Consider the following 19544-nt stretch of genomic DNA (forward strand, 5'->3'; position numbering starts at 1 on the left):
CTTCGTGGCGGCTCACAACGCATCGCTGCGGTCGTTCCTCCCTTGCTCTGCTGTTCCCCGCCCGAACCAGGGCGGTCCGGTTTCACCGGACGGGCGCGCGGCGTCCGCCGTCCGCATGCTTCGCACCTTTTCTCCGCCCTGGACGGGCTGCGAAAAGGCAGACCGGGAAAATCGCGTGGGCGCGATTGTTCCCTTGTCCGCCGCGTGGGCGCGGCGAACATCTGTGCGGATTGCTTTTTATCGCGTTTCGATACGCGCAAGCGCCTATCGAAACGCTATGTGCCGCCTTCGTCGTTCCGCCGAAGGCTGCCAACACCTTTTGGGTGTTGGCGGCGGCCTGCTGGCCGCTAAGAGCTGCCACCGCCTTTTGGGCGTTGGCGGCGCCGTGGGCGCCTGCTCCCTTGAGGGAGCAAGAGCAAGTCGGCTCGCTCCGGGCTGTTCCGTCGCGCCTTCTCGCGTAGCCATCGCCCAGCCTGCGGCGGGCTTGGCTCGCTCGGCGTCGCTCGGAGCGCCCGGGCGCTCCGACTTCGGCTCTGCCCTACGCGCGCTTTGTCCTCGCCCAGCCTACGGCGGGCTGGACTCGCTTGCTTCGGGAGAGCCGCCAGCTTGGCGCTCACGCTCGCGCATCGGCCTCGCCCAGCCTGCGGCGGGCTTGCCTTGCGCATCGCCTGCTCGCAGCGCTGAATTTTTGTCTGACCGTTCCGGTCGCATTGCTCAGGCGAGTCTTGCCGTCGTTCGCCTTGCGGCGTCCTCGGCGCGCTCGCGGCAATGCCGCCCACCAAGGAGATTGCATTGCAGGTAGATCAGAAGGAGGGCTTTTCCGTGTCCACCTGGACACGGGCCGAGGCGATAGACCGAGGCAAGGCAAAAATGGAGGCCGTCATTCGATGGCTTGCATGGTTTGACTACGCCGACCGGGAAACCTTGGCTGCCATGTTGGGCGTGGATGTGAATGGACAAAGTGCTTTCTTTAAGCGCCTAGAGAGTTCGGGGTTCGTCCAGGTCGAAATTGCGCCCGGCATTCGCCGGCGAATTTACGGCCTGGGTGACTCGGGCTTTGAGTACGCACTGATGCTTCTTCCAGAGCTGGAGTTGAAGCGCAGGCGCCGTTTGCCGGCATGGGTGTCGCTCGTGCATTCGTTTTCTGTTCAGGCTGCAATCATCCGGCGCATGCCGGAGATTGCATCTATCCGGCCGGAGAAAACGCTGAAGCACCTGCGCGCCGTGCGGCTGCCTGACGCCATCCTTACGCTGAAGGACGGAAGCACGGTGGCTCTTGAGGTGGAGTTGAACCACAAGTCGAGCGCGCGCGTGTTCAATATTTTCCTGTCCCACCTTAAGAACATTCGTTCGGAGCACTACGAGCGCGTTTTGTACGTTTTCCCAGGTGAGGCGCTGTGCCGCCTGTATCGTGAAAAATTCGACTTGCCTGTCTGGCCCATCTACCGAATGCGCGAAGGGAGCACCCGGCTTGTTCTTGAGACAAGCCGGAATTTCGATGCGGCGCAGGTGCATCAGTCGAGCATGTTCACATTTACTGTCGAGGAGCTTTATTCGCTATGAGCATGGTAGAGACAGCCGTAGGCATGGTGCCTGAGAGTGATAGCCAAGGTTGGGAGCTTTTGCTGCACTACTTCAGTCCAGTGATGCAGTACTACCTCGATGAGGCGGTCACGGAAATCATGGTGAACCGCTACGACGAAATCTGGATTGAGCGCGGTGGGCATCTTGAGCGCGTCGATGCCACTTTCGGGACTGAGCGCGCCCTGCAGGAATTCATCTACCAGGTAGGGAATCGACTCAACCAACTGGTGGATGAAGACAACCCCATTCTGGATGCGCGTTTCCCTGACGGTTCACGCCTTTGTTGCACCCTGCCAACGGTTACGCCAGGCGGCTCTACGATCACCCTGCGCTGTAAACCACGTCAGTCGTTCACTTTCGAGGATTTGGTTGGCTTTGGTGCGTTGACGCCGGAGATGGTGGACTACATCAGGGGGCGGGTTCAGGCCGGGGACACCATGCTTGTGTCTGGCAATACGGGTTCAGGGAAAACGACTGTTCTGCGGGCATGCGCAGCATTCATTGACAAGCGCGAGCGCGTCATCAGTGCGGAAGACACAATGGAGCTTCACCTGAAGCAAATGCTGCCGGGGGCGGTAGAACATGAGGCGCCGAAGCGGCGCCCGAAGGACGGCGTACAGCCGGTCACTCTAGCGTCGCTAATCAAGCTGATGCTGCGCGAGCGACCAGATCGTGGATGGGTTGGTGAGATCCGCGATGCGTCCGCGGCTGATGCGTTTCTGCAGCTGAGCAACACCGGCCATACGGGTGGGGCTAGCAGCCTCCATGCGAACGGGCCTGCGGATGCCGTTCGGCGTATCCAGTACATGATCGCCGCTGCTGGCCTGGTTAGCTACGAGTTGGCCGGGCACCAGGTGCTCGGTGGTGTTCAGCTGCTGATCCACTGCGCGCGCAGTTACAAATGGGGCCGGAAAGTCACGCATATCTGTCGGATCGAGGACGAAAAGATCATTCCGGTTTTCATCTTCGATGAGGCCGAGCTGAAGCACGTCCGTGTCGGGTGAGGGCACCCCTCCCGGGGGGGCCAGGGTTGCACCCTGGACGGCAGACCAACACCAAGGGGCGCTGCCCCTTGTAAACCCCGCTCTCGCCCGCGAGGCGTCGGGAGGCAGGGGGAAGAGCACCCCCTACCTCCCTAGCTGAGGCTGCCCCCGCCTTCAGCTTGACCGCTCTTCGCTCAGGAAGGGCCCTTGGCGGGGCGCTGGTAGCGTTCCTGGCCGATCAGCAGCGGCTGGAGCACGTCGCCGGCCAGGCCGGCGCCGAGGCGACGGGCCGGGCCTGTACGTCAAAACACACAAACAACCTGGTGCTGTACGTTTCCTGGGGTGGACGTGGCCACCGTGACGGCCGGCGCCGGCCGCGCGGATCCTGCAGGACGGATTGCAATCGTTTTTCCGTCCTCGAGGATCCACCTGGTCGAGAAAATGCAATCAGAGTGGGTGTGCTAGAGTTGGCCTTGCTGGGCGAATGGCTCAGCGCAACAACCGGAGAACTCTGGAAATGACCGATACCTGTGAAGAGCTGAAGCTGCTGCGTAACCTGTTGTCTCGCTGGCTGTCTATCGACAGTTGGGAAGACAGTCAGATAGCCCCATTGCCCCTGGTTGAATCCACCAGGGAGGCGTTGAAGGGGAACATGCCCGAATCGACCGTGGTGGTTCTCATCAGTGGTGGTTGCTTGCAAGGGGTGTGGTCGGACGTGCAGGGGCTGGCGGTGGAGCTGATCGACCGGGACAATGAAGCTGCGGGCGACCCCATGCCTGACCTCGATGAGGTCACGCAAGGGCTTCGCGCGGTGTGGTGAGTGGAAAGGGGCCTTGAGCCCCTTTCTTTTTTGCAATCATTATTCGGTGCCGGCAGCTGCCTGGAATGCTAAAAATGCAATCATAATTCTTGATCGGCAGGCCGAGGCCCCGTATAATGGGCCCTGCAGGTTGGACGAATGGTTCGACCCTTACCCGGAGAATTCCGACATGACCACGCAACAACTCTCTGCTGTTTCCTCTCGCCGCGTTTCCGAGCGCTCTCGCTTGAACACCCTTCCGCGTCATTTCGGCCGTCTGATGATGGTCGTTGAGCATGCTGTCATGGATGCAATGGGCGAGCTGGCCAGCGCCTACCAGGGCGGCTATTGGGAGTTCTACGAGCTGTCGAATGGCGGCTTCTACATGGCGCCGAATGCACCTGAACGCTTCATGCTGCTGAGCCAGGGTAGCGGTAATGAGGGTGAGCTGAGCGCCGATGCCGCTGGCATCGTTGCCTGCCTCTTTGCGATCAATCGCGTTTGGGGGCGCTACCAGCTCGACGGCCTGGCCGATCATTACCACTGGCTGCTCGCGTTCGCGCGCGAGCATGTGGAGTGGAACACCATCGCTCATATCATCGCCTGATGACAGCCCGGCCCGGCGTGAGCCGGGCCACCTGTGGGGGTTCGGAATGAAGTCGAGCGAAGCTGGTGTGCCGGGGGCGGTAGACATTCGGTGGCGATATTCGGTGCGGTGGTGCCTGCCGTATACGCCGTGCCCGGGGCCGCTGGAGCTTATGGTGGTGCAGGTGCCGCCTGGTCAGAGGGCGCCCCAGGAGATTCTTGATTGTTGGGCTACCAGGCCGCAGGGCTACGGGCTGTGCGTTGACTTTCCGCAGTCTAAGGCGGTCAAGCGGTGGACTGCCGAGCGCAAGGGAGCTGTCCGTCTCAAGAGGCTGGAGGCTCGCTTGCAGAGACAGGCGCCGCTTTTCGCGGACGAGCTGCTGGAGCGCGAGCAGCAGGAGCGGGCGGACTACTTCAAGGGGCTCTAGCGGGGCTATACTGCCTGCGCCGTGCGAATGGCTCGGCGTCACAAACGGAGAATTCCGCATGCAAGACTTTACCGATGAGGAACGGGGCATCATTGCCCAGGCGCTGGAGATCCTGGAGCGCAAGCTGCAGGGGAAAGCAGCTTTAGAGTCGCCTGAGGCTGTGCGTTGCTATCTTCGGCTGCTGTTGGGGCCGGAGCGCAATGAACACTTCGGAATGATCTTCCTGGATACCAGGCATCGGGTACTAACCTATAAGAGCCTGTTTCATGGCTCTATCAGCGGTGCGAGCGTCTACCCGCGAGTGGTGGTGCAGGAGGCTCTAGCCTGCAACGCTGCCGCAGCGATAGCCGTACACAACCATCCAAGCGGGTGCGTGGAGCCTTCCCAGGCAGATCGAACTCTGACTGTGAAGCTCCAGGACGCATTGTCTCTCGTTGAGGTTCGCTTGATTGACCACATGGTGGTCAGCCATAGCGATTACTTTTCCTTCGCAGAGCGTGGGCTGCTTTAGCAGCCCACCGCTTTCTCACGTCTGGAGAAAACTATGGAGACTCAAGGAACCTATCAGGTGTCGACCACGTATGTTCGCGGGGACAGCCTTCGTCTGTTTGCTGAGGGGTGGGTGGCACCAACTGCGCCGGAAGTTCGGCAGGTGCTGCAAATGGCTGGTCTGGATCCACGGGCTGCCGGTGACTTCCTCGGGGTGTCACGCCGCCAGGTCAACCGTTGGACTACCGCCGAGGAAGAGATTGCCTACAGCTGCTGGGTGATGTTGTGCCAGCGTGCCGGCATCGGCTACCTGGTCGGCCAGGCCGCGCCGCAGTGGCGAGAGCGGGAAGGGGAAGGGGAGCGGAACCTGTATCGCTTTGAGCTGGATCGGATCCATGCGATAGAGGTATACGGGAGGCCGGAAATGGCCTGGTACGAGTGGCGCGGATTGATGAGTGGCGAGCAGGTGGCAGGCTCGGAGGATGCGGGCTACGGCGATCCGCTTGTAGCTCTCCGGGACGCCCTGAATTGGCTGCTGAGCTGATGCCGTATGGCGAATGGCTTACACGTAGGGTAGTCGTTTTACTCTTATGATCCGCCAATCTTTTGGCTAAGACCTGTCTGAAATGTGTGAAGAAAGTTACACATTTCGGTTTTTTGACATGGAAGGACTTGGCGGCCACGACGCAGCGGGGTAAGTTCCTCCCCGCTAGTCGTTAGGCATCAATGGACGATGCCAGGTTAAGTCCCCGTGCGATCCACCAGGATCCGGCGCAGCTCGGCCTTCAGAGTCTCGTAATCGCGAGCCTTCCGAGGATCGAAGCGGTCGCTGTTCTCAAGTGCGATTTCAAGCAAAGCCCGTATGACCATCGAGCGCGATGGTCGTCCGAAAAACCTTTCGGACTGCAAGGGCTCCACCAATTTTTGATCCGTCTCTTCCAGGACTTGTCCTGGCAGCGTGATGTTCGTCGGCGTTGATCTGCTCATGCAGCGGCACCGGTAGGGCTAGGCATTGCCATAGCTCTAGATATGTGTATATTTATGCGCATATCTCTATACATTTCTGGACAAGGAGTCGTTAATAAATGGGCGAGCATAGAAACCCCAACCTCAAAAATAAAGCGGTGTTCACCCAGCGCGACATGATTCTTGGAATCCCGTCGCGTGTTTTCATCGGAACGCTGTTCCTGGTCGCCTTCGCTGCTGTCGTCTTCTGCGTCTATCTGCCCATCTACCTCGGCCTGGGCTCAAGCCTCGTCATCGGCCTGCTGGTACTGATCCCCGTCTACCTCGTCCACAAGGACGATCCCGAAGCCTACATCGTCTGGCTGCGCAGTCTCTTTGCTGCGGCCAGGCTCACCGTCAGTCGCAGCACTCGGCGCCGTGTGCTGCTTCTGTCTCGCCGTGCTGACGGCAACTTGCAAGTAACCACCATCACGAAAAGGAACTAACCAAATGCTGAACCGCGTTTTCTGGCTGTTCGCCAGCCTCTTCCTCTCTCCGCTGGCCTTGGCCGCAAACAACGACGTTGACCTGGGCTCCCCCGGCGACGGCCCTCTGGCCGCCTTCGCCGGTTTCATGCAGGAGCTGGTCAACTTCGTCGGTGGGCCGGGCGTGCTCTTCATCGTCTTCGTTTCCGCGGCTGCCGGTATTGGCCTGTGGGTGATGGCGCCCAAGTCCGGCTCTGCGGCGGTTGCCTGGATCGCCCGTGTCTGCGTCGGTGGTATCGCGTTGTTCAACCTGGCGCTGCTGCTGGCCTGGTATCAGGGGTTCTAAGTCATGGGCGAAGCAGCACGAGTAGGCACCCCGTTCAACGAAGCCCTCTGGCTCGCCGGGGCATGGCAAGACTTCACCCTGTCGCATGCAGGCGGCCTCATCGGCGGCCTTGAGCTGTCCGGTATCGACCCCAAGGGGTTGAGTGAGGGGGACTTGGAAAAAGCCTCCGTGCTGCTGCGCAACTTGCTTCAGACCCTGAATCAAGACCTGGTTGTCTCGCAGTATTACTGGCATTTCGAGGGGGCCAAGGTTGCGCTCCAGGAGCGCGACAACCCGCGAAGCAACATGCTGTCGAAGCGGCGCATGGACTTCCTCAACAACAACCGCAACCTCAGTTGCGGTCGTTTGTTTTGGCTGCTCGATGTTCCTACCACGGAGAACATCAACAAGGTGCTGGCTACCGGCACCCTCAAGGCGCTGTTTTCAGCACCTTTCGAGCGCAAGTCTCGGGAGCTGCTGAAGGCCAAGCTGACCAATTGGGGCGCCTGGCTGGTCGAGCAAGAAGAGCTGCGCCGCCAATGCGACCTTCTGGATAGCTCCTTGGAGGATCTCGACGCCAAGCTGCAGATCCTCTCCGCGTCCAACCAGCGGCTGGGGGTGCGGGAGCAGTGGGCGCTTTTCCGTGCATTGGTCAACCTGCGGCCCGAGTACCTGGACAGCGCACTGGACGAGGCTGTCCCGGGCGACGATTGGGACCGGCTGCTGGCAGATGGCGATATCCATCCGGTCAACATCGACGGCATGGAGTGCCTGAAGATCGAGGGCGCTGAGCCCGTTTATGCCCGCATCGCGTCGATGGTGGGTTATGGCGCCGAGCATGTGCCGGAAGGCATGTGGGGGAGGGGAGACGTTAAGCCGATCCTGCAGCACGGCAACTACCTGGTGATGACCCGCTTCAGTCCCCTTACGGCGCTGCAGAAGGCGTTGATGCTGACCGGCAAGGAGAACGAACTGCACCGCAGCCAAATGAAGCTGTCGGCGCTGATGAAGGGGGAGGATGTCAGCTCAGAGATTGAGCGGAAGATCAACGACAGCGGGATCCTTAAGAAGAAGGTTCAGGAGCTGGAAGAGGCGGCGAACACCCCTGATCGCTATGGTCACTTCCATTCGCATGTTGTGGTCTTCGACCGCGACCCTGCCAAGCTCCGGCAGACCTGCCGCCAGATGGCTACCGCGTTGACGCAGAGCGGCTTCCATCCGGTGTGGGAGAGCGCTGGGCAGATCGACTTGTTCCCGATGCTGTTGCCTGGTTATCCGAATCGTTGCTTCCGCAGTTCCGAGTTCACCACCTCCCAGGCCGGCGCGACCGCGTTGGTGTTCAAGAGCAGCGAAGGCATCAAGACGTGGGGGGAGCAGCGGGAGGAAGCGGTTTACATCCTGGAGAGCGATGACGGCACGCCATTCCACTACACGCCATTCATTGGCGATAAGTGCCTAGTCCTCGGCGTTGGCCCGACCCGTTCTGGTAAGTCGTTCACCAAGAACGTCATGGCTGGTCACTTCATGAAGTACGGCAACGGCGAGGGGCTGGGTTCACTGTATCAGTCCATCGGCGTGGATCCGGGCGACGAGCCCCTAGCCATGTTCTTCAAGGATCACGGGGGGATTTTCCGCATCGAGAACCCGGAAACTGATCGCGGGTTCAATCCGTTCGTGGCGGCGGGGGGTGTGGACGACGCGCATTTCACCCACCACATGCTGTCGCAGATCCGCATCATGTTGAAGCTGAACGACAGCGAGGCGCTGCGCAGCTTAGATGCCCATGAGCAGCGCGACCTCGACCGCGCCCTGCAGGCGGTTCTCCACCTTCCGCCACACATGCAGAACATGAGTTCGCTGGCTGACCACTGCACCCAGGGCCTGAAGCAGAAGCTGAACCGCTGGGTGCGCGGAGGCATGTACGGAAACCTCTTCGACAACAAGGTCGATGGCATTGGTCAGATGGACAAGCGCCTGGCTGTCTACAACCTGGCCGGGGTGAAGGACATGCCTGAGCTGGCCCAGCTGGTGATGAACGAAATTTTCTACCGTGTCATCCGGCTGTTTGAGGATCCTCGGTACCGCAGTGTCCCGAAGTTCCTGGAGATTGACGAAGCCCAATACATCTTCGGTATTCCTGGATCTGTAGAGCGCGCCGTTGCAAAAGCGCGTACCTGGTTCAAGCACTTCGGTGGAATGGGCTTCTGGACTCAAAGTCCTGAGCACTACATGAATATCCCGGAATGGAACACTCTGCGTAGTTCTGCATCCACCTGGATATTCATGCCCGACCAGGAAATGGATAAGGACTTGTACAAGCAAGCCTTCCAGCTCAAAGACGGCGAGTGCGATGCCATCGCCTCGCTCACTCCGCGTAAACAGGCATACATCATTCAGCGTGAAGTTGGAATTTCCAAAACGGTGAATGTCAATGTCGCGCCTGAAGAGTATGTGATTGCCACCAGTCGTCCGACTGAGGCCGTTATTGTCAAACAAATGCTTGAGCAATATCCGAACGATATTGACGAGGCAGTCAAGCAGATGGTCAGCCGCATCTTTAAAGGAGAGTGACGATGAATATCAAAGTAACTCTACGAGCCGCTATTGCTGCAATTGTTATGAGCATCGCGCCGGTGCCAGTAACTGCAAGTGGCTTCCCGACTGTGGATATTGCCGCTATTGCTCAGTCTGTTACGGATTACATCAACCAGTTGCAGCAGTACGCCGAAGCGATGGCGCAAACCGTGCTCGACGAAAGCCAGCTGGCCGAAGCAATCAAACTCTATGAGCAGACGATGGTCGAGTATGACCACATGCTGCGGCAGATGGAGGGTTTGAAGAGCCGCATTTCTAACCGGCAGTGGCAGCAGATCTATGCGAAGTACGGGAGTGTCATCAACACCTATCCGGGCATGAAGCCCGACTTCGATTCTGCCCGCTGGGCGAAGATCAACCGCGAGCTGGAAACTCTCTTTCCCCGTGCGCAGCGCCTGAGCGACATAGAAGACGACCTGGCGTCGCTTGCCTACGACTCGAACTCCCTACAGCACGTCACCGAGACGGCCCGCCAGAGCTATGCGCGCGAGCAGTTGGCGGTCGGCCAAAGCATGTTCGTCCAGGACATGGACGACGAGCTGGAGGTTCAGATGGGGCGTTATGGCGAGGTCTCCAGCAAGCGGGCCAGCCTCGGCCCGGAAGATCACTTGGCAACGCTTCAGGTAATGGCCGAGCAGAACGAACTTGTTATTGAAGCGCTGCAACAACAAAGCGCCATTAACAATGCGCAACTTCAATATTCCAATCAGTTGGAGTCGCACTACTTCTCCAATCAGAACGTGGGGCGTAAAGCGACTTTGAACGAGGTTAAGGCGCGTCAATCCCGACCAATCGTCGTTAATGAATCGCCCCTTGTGAATTATTGAGGTTCGTTATGAAAGGTCTTATTGCAACACTGTTGGTCTTGTTTGTTTCGTGTGCTGCTGTTGCAGATGAAGCCGATGCCGCGCGTGAAAAGATGATCCAGGACGGCATTAAAGTCTGCCAGAAGAAGGGCTTTGCAACTGTCGGTGAGCGTGACAAGTGCGTTAGTGAGTTCACTGCCAAAGCTAACGAGCGTTATCCGGCCCGTGGCTCCGAGGCTTATGCCAAAAAGCACTACGCCGGCATGAGCAAGGCACAAGCCGAAGCGGCCCTGATCGAGCTGCGCAAGGAGTGGGAGGCTGCACCGAGGGGCGGCTACTTCAGTGCTCGGCGCACCGGCCCGGCCAGCAAGAAGGCGATCGCCGAAGAGGGCTGGTGGATCCAGACCAGCATCCTCGGCGTGCGCCAGTCTCAGGACGATCCTTGGTTCATGGAATGCAAGGGCTATCAAACGGCGAACATCGTGCGCCGCTGCCCCCTCGGTAAAGGGGGTGAAGAGTGATCCAGATCCTGAGCTTACTGGTGGCGCTGGGCGCGGTGGCCGTCATGGTCATCGCCTGGCGTGCTACCCGCGCTGCTCGACTGGTGGCGAAAGGGGAGGGGGCGCTGCCGCCTTCTCCCTTGCAGCAGCTGCAGCCCAAGCAACGCCGCTCGCTGTTCCTGGCCTTGGGCCTGCTGGTTGTCTTCCTGATGCCGCTGGTACTCATTCAGCCGGCCGAGGCAGCTCTCTCCGATACGATGCGTGGGATCTTCGACGGGGCACTGGCGACCTTCGTCAACGGCATCATGCAAGACACCAATAACGATATTTATACCTGGTCTTGGATGATGTTCCTGGCCCTGGCTTTCCTGCTGCTCTTCATTGAGGTCGTGAAGTTTATATTTGAAGGGTTTAATGCGGCTTCCCATCTTGAGGCGCTTTGTTATCTCTTCATAACAATGGGGTTGATGGCCAGCTACAACGCATTCACCGAAGCTATTTGGGGGGTAGGTGTCGGCCTCTCTAATGGTTATCAGCAGTACCTGGTCGGGAATACCGACAATTTCTTTCTGTCGCAGTGGATACATAAAGCTACTGGCGCGGTGGTTCTCGATGACTTGGATCTTTTCGACTCAATCAGGCTGATTCTTTATACGGTGCAATGGACGGTAATCTGCGCGCTGCTCGATGTTGTCTTTTGGTTGGCAGCAATGTGGGCTGAGTTCGGCTATGCGCTGGCAAAGATCACTGGTCTGATATTCGTGCCGTTCCTTCTGTTGCCAATGACGCGCCCACTGTTCGACGGTTGGTTCAAGTTCTTCTGTGGATTCGTATTCCTGCTAATCATTCTGAAGGCAACGATGGTTGTTGCGGCAATCACCATAAAAGCAATTCTTGAATCACTTGGCGTAAGTTTTTCTGGCGACTACGGCGACCCGGCGCAAGTTGTTCAGATTGCCAAAGAGAATATGTATTTGCTGTTGGATGCGTCAGCAATGTTGCTGATTGCAATCTTGTTCATCCTGTCGTCATTTGCATTCGCCTCGATGATTGCGGGTGGCGTGGGCAATCTGAGCGGCGGCTTGGGCAAGGCAACCAATATGGCCATCCGCAAGTTTCTTAAGTAAGGAGGCGTTATGAACGCACGTTTGGATGACGCCGAACTTCAGAAAGTTCAGGCTCAAACTGATAAACCCAAGCAGAACGCACAACTTCGCGCAGAACGAAATCGCTGGTTTGTGCTGTGCCTGTTCCAGGTGTTTGCTGTGATTCTGGCAGTCGCATTTGCCTGGTATGGCTTTAAAAAGGCCGAAAACAATACCGAGTTGGTCTATGTGAAGCTCTATCCGGACGGCACTTCAGATGTAGATAATTTCACGCCGGATGATGAGCAACTGTATTTCCGATCCACTATTGACCAAGCGTTCGAGACTTACATCAAGTCGCGCTATGGCCAGCAGCCGGAAACCATAAAGCGAGACTTCGGCATGGCCGGTGTATTTATGTCCCAACCCATGTACAACGATTTCGTGAGTACCCAGCCAGGCGGGTTCAATGCGGCTCAGAAGGCGGCTGATATTTCAGTCAACAAGAACTCTGACCGCATTGAAATTGAGTGGGGTTTTTCCGACCACTACGACAAGATCCCTGCGGTATTCGATAAAAAGAATGGAGAAGTGATTCGCTCGAATATCTACTTCACCAGGATCACAAAAACGGCGACCGGGCTAGTTAAGCCGAACGGTACCGAAAAACTAATCCTTCGCGCTCAATGGCGTTTACTGCCAAAGAAAGAGCTGTCGAGCAAGAAGAAAACTTGGCTTCGCGTAAACCCCGTTGGTGTTGAGATCGTGCAAGCCGAACTGATTGAAGACCCGTCTAGTTTCACGAGTGCAGAGGCCAAATAATGATGAAAACCCAACTTTCCGCTATCACCGTTCCGGTGCTGCTGATGATTGCCATGAGCGCTCAGGCATCTACTTGCCGGGTAATTCATTGGAAGCCGGACAGCGTTGTCCAGATCAACAGCGCAATTAACCTCGGCACTCGGGTTGAGCTGCCGGCCGACAACATCACGGATCCCGTGCCCAGCTCCGACCTGTGGAACGCTGAGGGCGCTGCCAACCAGGTGATGATCAAACCCAACAGCCGGGAAGATCAGGGGCAGAAGGTCGTAGTCCGCGCCTGGACGGCCGATGGCAACGCCTATGACATTGTGGCCAACCGCGTTGAAGACAGCGCCCGGAATGACGTGTGCGTCAAGGTGGTGGCTGATGGCATGTTCTTCAGCTCGGGGGCTCGTGCGGCCTTGGGCCAACAGTCGTCTCTCATGGCCCAAGGGACCGCTGCAGCAAACGCCCAGGTGGCCACCATGCAACAGCAGCTGCAGCAGCTGCGCCGTGACGCCGAGGACGATAAGCGGAAGGCCGTCATGGAGGCGCTGCGCCGCTTCCGGTATCACGTGTACACCCGCTATAGCTGGGATCAGGGCAAGGGGTTCGCGGCCCAGGGCCTGATTTCCGATGTTTACGATGATGGTCGGTTCACTTACATCCGCCTGTTCCAGCCGAACCGTGGATTGCTGTCTGTCGAAACTGAAGTTGGCGAAAAGAACGCCATTGTTCCGACCAAATACGATGATGCTTATGGCATGTACGTAATTTCCGGCATTTATCCGAAGTTCACTCTCCGGGTGGATGACGCGAAGATCAGTATTGCCCGCGCAGATGGCCGTACCAACGGCGAATTCTAAGGGGGCAACATGACCACAGAAGCCGCACCACGTATTGACGAACAGCCTGCAACTTACCGGCGTAAGTTGCAGCTCTGGCTGGGGATTGCCTTTGGCGTTGTTCTCGCGCTGCTGTTCGTGCTCACGCTCATCAATATCTTTTCCAAGATGGGAGGGAAGCCACAGCCCAAGACTGAGCCGGCGAAGGTAGAGCAGCCCGGCCAGGCGGGTGATCGTGAAGATCAGTTCAACCAGCTGGTGGCCAACCGCCGTCCGAGCCGAGGGGCACAGGATGCCGGCGCCGACGAAGAGCTGAGCCCGCTTGAAGAGTCATTCAACAAGCTTGCGCAGAGCGGAAAAACTGCAAGCAGTGGCGGATCTGCAGTAGATGGCCAACAAGGGGGCGAGGCTAACCTGTCGGCCGCTGAGAAGGCTATGCGCCAGTGGGAGCAGCGCGAGAAGCTACGCGCGTTGCAGAGCGCACAGAGCGGCTGGGGGCTGGCGAAAGGCAACCTGGGAAAGAGCGCTAATGCTACCGCCTCGGCGGCTGCGCCTGCTTCGCTCCCCGCGATGGCGGCGCCTCGCAGCTCTGCGGCCGCAGCTGGTAGTAATGACCTGATGGGGGCTCTGGATACGCTCAACCGGCCCTTCGACGAGTCGGCCAGCATCGAGGAGCGACGGGCCGAGGTTCGGCGCCGGATCGAGGAGGCCCAGCGCTTGCGCGCTGAGCTGGCATCGAAGGGTGCTGCTGGCCTGCCGAATGCTACGGCCCGGCCTGCTCCCAACCAGGAGCAGGCCAAGCAGCAGCTGCAGCAGGTGTCCAGTAGCTTCAACCGGGCGCCGGAGGATGTTGTTGGATATACCAAATCCAACAGATACAACGCCGATATTTCCGGGAAGATTAAAGTTCCACCAGGAACGCTAATCCCGACAACACTAATGCGTAAGTCTATTTCCGACTACATGACTGGTTCTTTGCAGGCAATTGTCAGTCACGATGTTTACGACACTACGCGGCAATATGTTCTGTTCCCCAAAGGCACGGAAATAAATATCGGTGTTGCGCGCACTAGGAACGTCAACGAGGCGATTTCTAATCGCGTGGCCTTCTTGGTAAAAGAAGGCGTATTACCGAACGGCAATAAAATCGACTTCAGTAAGGCATCCGCAGTTGACCGTGAAGGCGTTGGCGCCATCGAGGATCAAGTTGACTATCACTTTATGGCGCAGTTCCTGGGTGTGGCGGCTTATGCACTGATTAGCAGTGAGTCCAGCTATAGCGGCACTGGTGATGAAGAGGGAAGTTATGCCGGTGACGTTGGAGAAAATGCTCGTCGTGAATTCTCCCCGTTGATCCAGAAGTATCTGAACATAGTGCCTACTGTAACGATTCGGCCTGGCCAGTCTTTCCGCGTAATCGTGGAAGAAGAAATGTATGTTGAGCCTTGGAGCGACCTCTATGCAAAATATGTTGATTAAAGTCTTGGTTTTCTTGGCGCTTATCCCATCTTTCGCAATGGCGAAAGATGAGCAGCCCATCAAGATCGATCCTCTGAGTCTCTATGCGAGAACGGTATACCCGGAGGATGTCAAAACTGTTGGTGATGCTGCGCGCTACCTGTTGGAACCAACAGGCTATCAGCTTGTGGTCGTATATCCGGCTCCGAAAGATGCCGTTGATATGTACCAGCGCAAGATTCCACCAATTGCAAAAATCCACCGGACAATGCCAATTATCGACGCGCTGCAAATTCTCATCGGTAATGACAACTGGATAGTTATTGACCGAAACAACAAGCTCATTTCGTTCTCGGAGAATAAGTCGTGAAAAAGGCCATGATCATTTTTTCGGTTCTTTCTGTGCTGACTGGCTGCAGCTCTACGAAGGTGGTTGGTACCGGCGACTTCTTCAACCTGACCAGTCGCAATGTCGTCTACCGCGACCTGACGCGCCCCGTGGGCTTCGATAACGAGCCGGAGCAAGCGAATTATGTCGTTCTCCCTGCTATCACCAAGTAAGGCGCTCATGGCTGCTCTTGCGCTCGGCCTGGCCGGAGCAACGAGCGCCGCTGAGGTCGAGCAGCATGACGCCGATTCGGCGGAGCTGTACGAATACCTCTTCCCGGAAGCGCCGCGTGGGCCTTCTGCAGTGGCGCCTAGCGCTCCTGCAGGTGCCGCCTCGGCGCCGGCCCCGGCCAGGTTCTCCGGGTTCATGGATCAGAACCGACGCCGGAGCTGGTCAGAGGATCAGATCAGCGCTATGCGCGACGCTTTCAAACGCGCAGCGCCGCAGCCTACCGCGCCCGCCGGCGCCCCCGAGGGGGCGCCGGTCGATGGCGACACCAGCCTATTTGGCACGCCGCCGGCGGCCCTGGAGGGCTCGCCCTATGCCGAGCTGGTGACCAGGTATGCGCGAATGCGCAACCTCGATCCCCAGCTGGTTCACCAGATCATTCTTGCTGAGTCGCAGTACAACCCCAACGCAGTTAGCCCCAAGGGCGCCAAGGGGTTGATGCAACTGATGGACGAACTTTCCAATGAGTTCAATATTGATCCATTCGATCCTGAATCGAATATCAATGTTGGAACTCAGTACCTCGCCAAGATGCTGGCGAGATTCAAATCATTGGACTTGGCCTTGGCTGCATATAACGCCGGGCCTGGTGCTGTCGAGAAGTACAACGGCATTCCGCCGTATGAGGAAACACAAAACTATGTAAGTCGGATTAAAGCCGGCATGACCAAGATGGAGGCACGTAACGGATGAAAAAAGTATTTATTGGCATGTTCGCCGGGTTCTTAGTTTCCAGCGCTGCCGTTGCCGGCAGTGAGTTTGACTTCGACTGGAACGATAAGAACGATATGCGCGGCGCCTGGGAAATGTGTGAAACGACGGGCTTCACCGAAGGAGATTGCCCGACTGTTTATACGAAGTGCTGGCAGCCACCGATGATCTACAAGAAGAAAAAGAAAATACGGACTTACTGCAAAGACGATCCGAAGTTCAGTGTTAGCGAGAGCGACAAGGATCGCTATATCCAGGAAGGCTATCGTCGTGCCGGCGCTGACCAGGAACAGGAATAGGAAGTTATGACCGTTCGCTGATTCTAGCCCAGCGGTTTGCGTCACCTGCCGAGTGGTGAGCGGCCCGGGGCATCCGGGCACCAATGAAGAGGAAGGAACAATGCTCACTGATGCTGATCGCCAATGGCTTGCAGAACATCGCCGCAGTATTGCGACCTGGTGCGATTTCTACCTCGCGCAGTTCCGGGGGATGGCCAGCGCCGAGCTGGCCGAGGTCGCCGGCCAGGTGCTGATCTACCACAAGGGCCGATTCGTTCTGGCTCAGGATCTCGCGGCCGAGGTGGTGAAGAGTGTCAGGCCCAGCCAAATCTTTGAGCAATGGAACTACGAATGCGCTTGCGCGGTTCACTTCGCTGCGCAGGGGCTTTCGTCCTTCGATGCCGCTGCACTGTTGGTTGCCAGCGGTTACCAGGACGAGTCGCTGGACGAGCTGTCCAGCGCCTCGGACGAGGCTGTTCGAGAAGCCTGGCACGCCTTGTACGGCGAGCCAGAAGACTAAGCACCCCATCTATCCCAACGAGGTATTCCCAATGGCAAAAGATACTGCACAGAAGATCCGCTATGACGCCCTGGTCGCCCATGAATATGGCCCCGAGGATGACCGTAAGACCCACTGGACTCGCGTAGGCGCGGGCTTCAGCAACGCCGATGGGAAGGGGATCAACATCGAGCTGACACCAGGGATCGCAGTATCCGGGCGCCTGGTTCTCCGCGTTTACGAGCCCAAGGACAAGGAGTGACCGTGAAAACACTAGATATGGTGTCGCCGGCGGATCCGATCGACACAACATCTAGTGCCACTGACGCCAGGCGGATCCCGGTGCTCGATCTCCTCGCGGTGTTGTCGCAGCGCCTGCAGGCGCTGCAGCTGGTGGACCTGGTTGTTCACGGCGGTGAGTGTCGATGGATGCGGACGCCTGTAAGGCCCCAGGAGGGCCCCAGCGTCGCGGAGGGCGGTCAAGGGGTAGGTGCGGCCCGCAGCCCCTACGGGGCGAGGACACGGCCCCTTGACGGCCTGGAGAGACAAAGAGCCTGAAGGCGGGAGGTAGGGGGTGCTCTTCCCCCTGCCTCCCGACGCCTCGCGGGCGAGAGCGGGTTGGAGAGAAGCCGCCGAAGGCGGCGCGAGAGGCGGGCAGCGCCCGGCCTCTTGTGGACAAGCAGCAGTAAGGAAAAAACGTGCGCCTAGCATTTCTGAAAGAGCTTTTCGATGGCGGCCTGTTGGTTGGTGCGACTGTTGAGCCTGCCGAGGGGGATGGCTGGTTGCTTAAGGTCACCAAGCAGAGCGGTGAGGTGGTGGCCGTCACGCTGGCTGCGCAGACCAGCCAGGTCAAGGTCTACAACCGTGTCAACGCCGCGATGATGGACGCCTGGCGGATTGGTTTTCGCAGCGTCGCCGTGACGTTGCCGGACGATTTCGAGCTGACTGGAGCGCGCTGATTCCCCGCACGAAACTGCTGATCCATGCTCATGAATTTGCATTTTCATGCTGTGGCACTTAGTCTTCAGTCGATTTACCAGATCGAGCACGACGAGAGGGTGCGATGGCCGTGGACCTGTCTGCGATGCGCAAGCTGTTTGAAGGTGGGGCCTTGAAGGCGGCTATCGTCGCTCCGGCTCCCCTGGAAAAGGGTGCGTGGGTGCTAGTGGTCGAGCGCGCTGATGGCGCGCATGAGTACATGACCGTGGCTCGTTCCACGCGGCAGAAGATCTACAAGAGCTTGGAATCGGTAAGCGCTGACGCAGCTCGCGTCGGCTTTCGTGAGGTGAGGCTGCAAGTAGCGTAGAGACTTAATACAGAAACCAAAAAGCCCGGCTGGTAACCGGGCTTTTTGGAAAGAAAAAGAGCAGGTCGAATCTTGGCGGAGGAAACCTGCTCACTTAGGGGTGAGCTGATTATGGCTTTCACTGCGCCTGCGCGCAAGTTTGAAAAATGCCATTTATCGCCGGCTCACCGCCATCTATGCGGGGGGTTATGGCGATAGAAACAAGGAAGTATGTGCCGCGCGTTAATAACGGCGGCAACTACTGTGGCCACCAGCCAGACGCACCGCGGCTGGAGCTGGTGAAGCCCTCGACGCTGAAAAATCGTCCGAAGATCCTGCAGCGCCTTCAGGAAGAAGTGCGTCAGTACTACCGCTCACCCTCGCGCCTGCCATCCCTGAACGCAGCCAACGGCAGCAAGCGACAGCAGCGCAGCGAACGGCGCGAGGCGTGCATCTTGGTCATGGGGGTGATCCTGGAGTACACCGACCTGACGTCGCTCAGGTGCGGCGTTCCAGGACCCTCGGGCTTCCAGTCGCTGACCTTCGATTACCTGGCTGAATTCACGGGGATGGGCCTGCGCCGCATCGAGCGCGCTGTCGCAGACCTCAAATTCAGCAACATTCTGACAGTCTCCCAGCCGCGACAGCTCCAGGACGATGGTTCCTACCGGGGCCTGGCGGCGGTGAAGGCTGTAAACAGCCTATTGTTCGGGGCATTCGGCTTGCTGAAGTGGCTGAAGCACGAACGTCAGAGAGCCAGCGAGCGTCTGGCCAAGAAGGCGAAGAAGCAGGGCGGGAACCTCGGGCAGTGGTCTAGGAGCGCTCTGGCGATAGGCCGGATGCTGGTTGTTCGTCGGGGCGGCGCGGGCGGTCTACCTCGGATTGGTGCTCCCCCAGGCGGGCCACCTGGTGGGCCGCAGATCGACGCCGAGACCTATGGACGAATGTTCAACAACCTGGTGATGGCGTTGAAGGAGGAAGACCCCACCAGGGACGGCGCGACCTGTCGACAACTGGCAGAAGCGATACTGACCAAGAAGCTAGCCGGCTGATCCCCAGCCGGGGCCTCCCCCTGCCTGATCGGCAGCGACCGGAGGCGTTTCCCCCCGTGATGCCGGCGSCCGGCCAGGCCGCCGCCGCAGCGCGTGCGCGCGGGGAAGAAAAAGTTAAGTGTCGGGATCATTCAAATTAAGTGTCGGCCCTTAATCAGAACGCTTTTAAAAGAATCAGAAGGGGGGTGTCGCAAGCTCCACCCAAATGACGCCCGCGCACTTCGTGCCTTCGGCACGGCGCGGAACAGAGCACCCCTCCCGGGGGGGCCAGGGTTGCACCCTGGACGGCAGACCAACACCAAGGGGCGCTGCCCCTTGTAAACCCCGCTCTCGCCCGCGAGGCGTCGGGAGGCAGGGGGAAGAGCACCCCCTACCTCCCTAGCTGAGGCT

The 19544-nt window shown here is 58.4% G+C and carries 25 protein-coding genes; 24 read left to right on the forward strand and 1 reads right to left on the reverse strand.

Annotated features, from left to right (window positions below; genetic code table 11):
* Window positions 1–822: 822 nt before the first annotated feature.
* The 6 genes from RTK35_RS30130 (at window position 823) to RTK35_RS30155 (ending at window position 5412) form a co-directional block, all read left to right on the forward strand.
* Window positions 823–1563 carry a hypothetical protein gene (locus RTK35_RS30130; RefSeq protein ID WP_316909715.1) on the forward strand — a complete coding sequence of 247 codons (741 nt, stop codon included), beginning with the start codon at window positions 823–825 and terminating at the stop codon, window positions 1561–1563.
* A complete protein-coding gene (locus RTK35_RS30135) occupies window positions 1560–2588 on the forward strand; it encodes a CpaF family protein (RefSeq protein WP_316909716.1) in 1029 nt (342 codons plus the stop codon). The genes RTK35_RS30130 and RTK35_RS30135 overlap by 4 nt, the downstream gene beginning before the upstream one ends.
* 496 nt (window positions 2589–3084) lie before the next feature.
* Window positions 3085–3387 (forward strand): hypothetical protein, encoded by a 303-nt coding sequence (locus tag RTK35_RS30140; protein WP_316909717.1) that lies wholly within the window; start codon window positions 3085–3087, stop codon window positions 3385–3387.
* A 169-nt stretch (window positions 3388–3556) separates the two neighbouring features.
* Window positions 3557–3973 (forward strand): antirestriction protein, encoded by a 417-nt coding sequence (locus RTK35_RS30145; protein ID WP_316909718.1) that lies wholly within the window; start codon window positions 3557–3559, stop codon window positions 3971–3973.
* A gap of 464 nt (window positions 3974–4437) precedes the next feature.
* A complete protein-coding gene (radC, locus tag RTK35_RS30150; protein ID WP_058165559.1) occupies window positions 4438–4890 on the forward strand; it encodes a RadC family protein in 453 nt (150 codons plus the stop codon).
* A gap of 33 nt (window positions 4891–4923) precedes the next feature.
* Window positions 4924–5412 (forward strand): hypothetical protein, encoded by a 489-nt coding sequence (locus tag RTK35_RS30155; protein ID WP_316909719.1) that lies wholly within the window; start codon window positions 4924–4926, stop codon window positions 5410–5412.
* Window positions 5413–5609: 197 nt separating this feature from the next.
* Here the strand turns inward: RTK35_RS30155 and RTK35_RS30160 are convergent, their stop codons facing one another.
* Entirely contained in the window at window positions 5610–5855 is a 246-nt protein-coding gene (locus tag RTK35_RS30160; protein WP_316909720.1) for a hypothetical protein, read from the reverse strand.
* A gap of 98 nt (window positions 5856–5953) precedes the next feature.
* Here RTK35_RS30160 and RTK35_RS30165 point away from each other — a divergent pair, with 98 nt between their 5' ends.
* From RTK35_RS30165 to RTK35_RS30250, 18 genes are all read left to right on the forward strand, one after another.
* Window positions 5954–6319: a hypothetical protein gene (locus tag RTK35_RS30165; protein ID WP_052157341.1), complete on the forward strand. Its 366-nt coding sequence runs from the start codon at window positions 5954–5956 to the stop codon at window positions 6317–6319.
* A gap of 4 nt (window positions 6320–6323) precedes the next feature.
* Window positions 6324–6644 carry a hypothetical protein gene (locus RTK35_RS30170; RefSeq protein WP_034017831.1) on the forward strand — a complete coding sequence of 107 codons (321 nt, stop codon included), beginning with the start codon at window positions 6324–6326 and terminating at the stop codon, window positions 6642–6644.
* A 3-nt stretch (window positions 6645–6647) separates the two neighbouring features.
* Complete coding sequence (locus RTK35_RS30175; RefSeq protein WP_316909721.1) at window positions 6648–9194, forward strand: hypothetical protein; 2547 nt, start codon at window positions 6648–6650, stop codon at window positions 9192–9194.
* 2 nt (window positions 9195–9196) lie between these two features.
* A complete protein-coding gene (locus RTK35_RS30180) occupies window positions 9197–10045 on the forward strand; it encodes a hypothetical protein (protein WP_316909722.1) in 849 nt (282 codons plus the stop codon).
* Window positions 10046–10053: 8 nt separating this feature from the next.
* The gene (locus tag RTK35_RS30185) at window positions 10054–10545 is read left to right on the forward strand and encodes a hypothetical protein (RefSeq protein WP_316909723.1); all 492 of its coding nucleotides are present in this window, start codon (window positions 10054–10056) and stop codon (window positions 10543–10545) included.
* Window positions 10542–11651 (forward strand): hypothetical protein, encoded by a 1110-nt coding sequence (locus RTK35_RS30190; RefSeq protein ID WP_316909724.1) that lies wholly within the window; start codon window positions 10542–10544, stop codon window positions 11649–11651. The genes RTK35_RS30185 and RTK35_RS30190 overlap by 4 nt, the downstream gene beginning before the upstream one ends.
* A 9-nt stretch (window positions 11652–11660) precedes the next feature.
* Window positions 11661–12431 (forward strand): hypothetical protein, encoded by a 771-nt coding sequence (locus RTK35_RS30195; RefSeq protein ID WP_058165547.1) that lies wholly within the window; start codon window positions 11661–11663, stop codon window positions 12429–12431.
* Window positions 12431–13276, forward strand: a complete 846-nt coding sequence (locus tag RTK35_RS30200) for a TrbG/VirB9 family P-type conjugative transfer protein (protein WP_316909725.1) — start codon at window positions 12431–12433, stop codon at window positions 13274–13276. The genes RTK35_RS30195 and RTK35_RS30200 overlap by 1 nt, the downstream gene beginning before the upstream one ends.
* 9 nt (window positions 13277–13285) lie before the next feature.
* Window positions 13286–14734: a TrbI/VirB10 family protein gene (locus tag RTK35_RS30205; RefSeq protein ID WP_316909726.1), complete on the forward strand. Its 1449-nt coding sequence runs from the start codon at window positions 13286–13288 to the stop codon at window positions 14732–14734.
* A complete protein-coding gene (locus tag RTK35_RS30210; protein WP_134486714.1) occupies window positions 14715–15083 on the forward strand; it encodes a hypothetical protein in 369 nt (122 codons plus the stop codon). Before RTK35_RS30205 ends, RTK35_RS30210 begins: the two co-directional genes overlap by 20 nt.
* Window positions 15080–15274: a hypothetical protein gene (locus RTK35_RS30215; RefSeq protein WP_316909727.1), complete on the forward strand. Its 195-nt coding sequence runs from the start codon at window positions 15080–15082 to the stop codon at window positions 15272–15274. The genes RTK35_RS30210 and RTK35_RS30215 overlap by 4 nt, the downstream gene beginning before the upstream one ends.
* Window positions 15246–16022, forward strand: coding sequence for a lytic transglycosylase domain-containing protein (locus RTK35_RS30220; RefSeq protein ID WP_316909728.1), 777 nt, complete (start codon window positions 15246–15248; stop codon window positions 16020–16022). Before RTK35_RS30215 ends, RTK35_RS30220 begins: the two co-directional genes overlap by 29 nt.
* Window positions 16019–16339, forward strand: a complete 321-nt coding sequence (locus RTK35_RS30225) for a hypothetical protein (RefSeq protein ID WP_316909729.1) — start codon at window positions 16019–16021, stop codon at window positions 16337–16339. Before RTK35_RS30220 ends, RTK35_RS30225 begins: the two co-directional genes overlap by 4 nt.
* A 100-nt stretch (window positions 16340–16439) precedes the next feature.
* Window positions 16440–16838 (forward strand): hypothetical protein, encoded by a 399-nt coding sequence (locus tag RTK35_RS30230; protein WP_316909730.1) that lies wholly within the window; start codon window positions 16440–16442, stop codon window positions 16836–16838.
* Between the two features lie 31 nt (window positions 16839–16869).
* Window positions 16870–17079: a hypothetical protein gene (locus tag RTK35_RS30235; protein WP_316909731.1), complete on the forward strand. Its 210-nt coding sequence runs from the start codon at window positions 16870–16872 to the stop codon at window positions 17077–17079.
* Window positions 17080–17515: 436 nt separating this feature from the next.
* The gene (locus RTK35_RS30240; protein ID WP_316909732.1) at window positions 17516–17776 is read left to right on the forward strand and encodes a hypothetical protein; all 261 of its coding nucleotides are present in this window, start codon (window positions 17516–17518) and stop codon (window positions 17774–17776) included.
* Window positions 17777–17880: 104 nt separating this feature from the next.
* On the forward strand, window positions 17881–18123 hold the full coding sequence (locus tag RTK35_RS30245; protein WP_052157347.1) for a hypothetical protein: 243 nt from the start codon (window positions 17881–17883) through the stop codon (window positions 18121–18123).
* A 188-nt stretch (window positions 18124–18311) separates the two neighbouring features.
* Window positions 18312–19154: a hypothetical protein gene (locus tag RTK35_RS30250; protein ID WP_139233738.1), complete on the forward strand. Its 843-nt coding sequence runs from the start codon at window positions 18312–18314 to the stop codon at window positions 19152–19154.
* The last annotated feature ends 390 nt before the right edge of the window (window positions 19155–19544 follow it).

It is taken from the genome of Pseudomonas sp. zfem003, assembly GCF_032621675.1.
Taxonomy (GTDB): domain Bacteria; phylum Pseudomonadota; class Gammaproteobacteria; order Pseudomonadales; family Pseudomonadaceae; genus Metapseudomonas; species Metapseudomonas otitidis.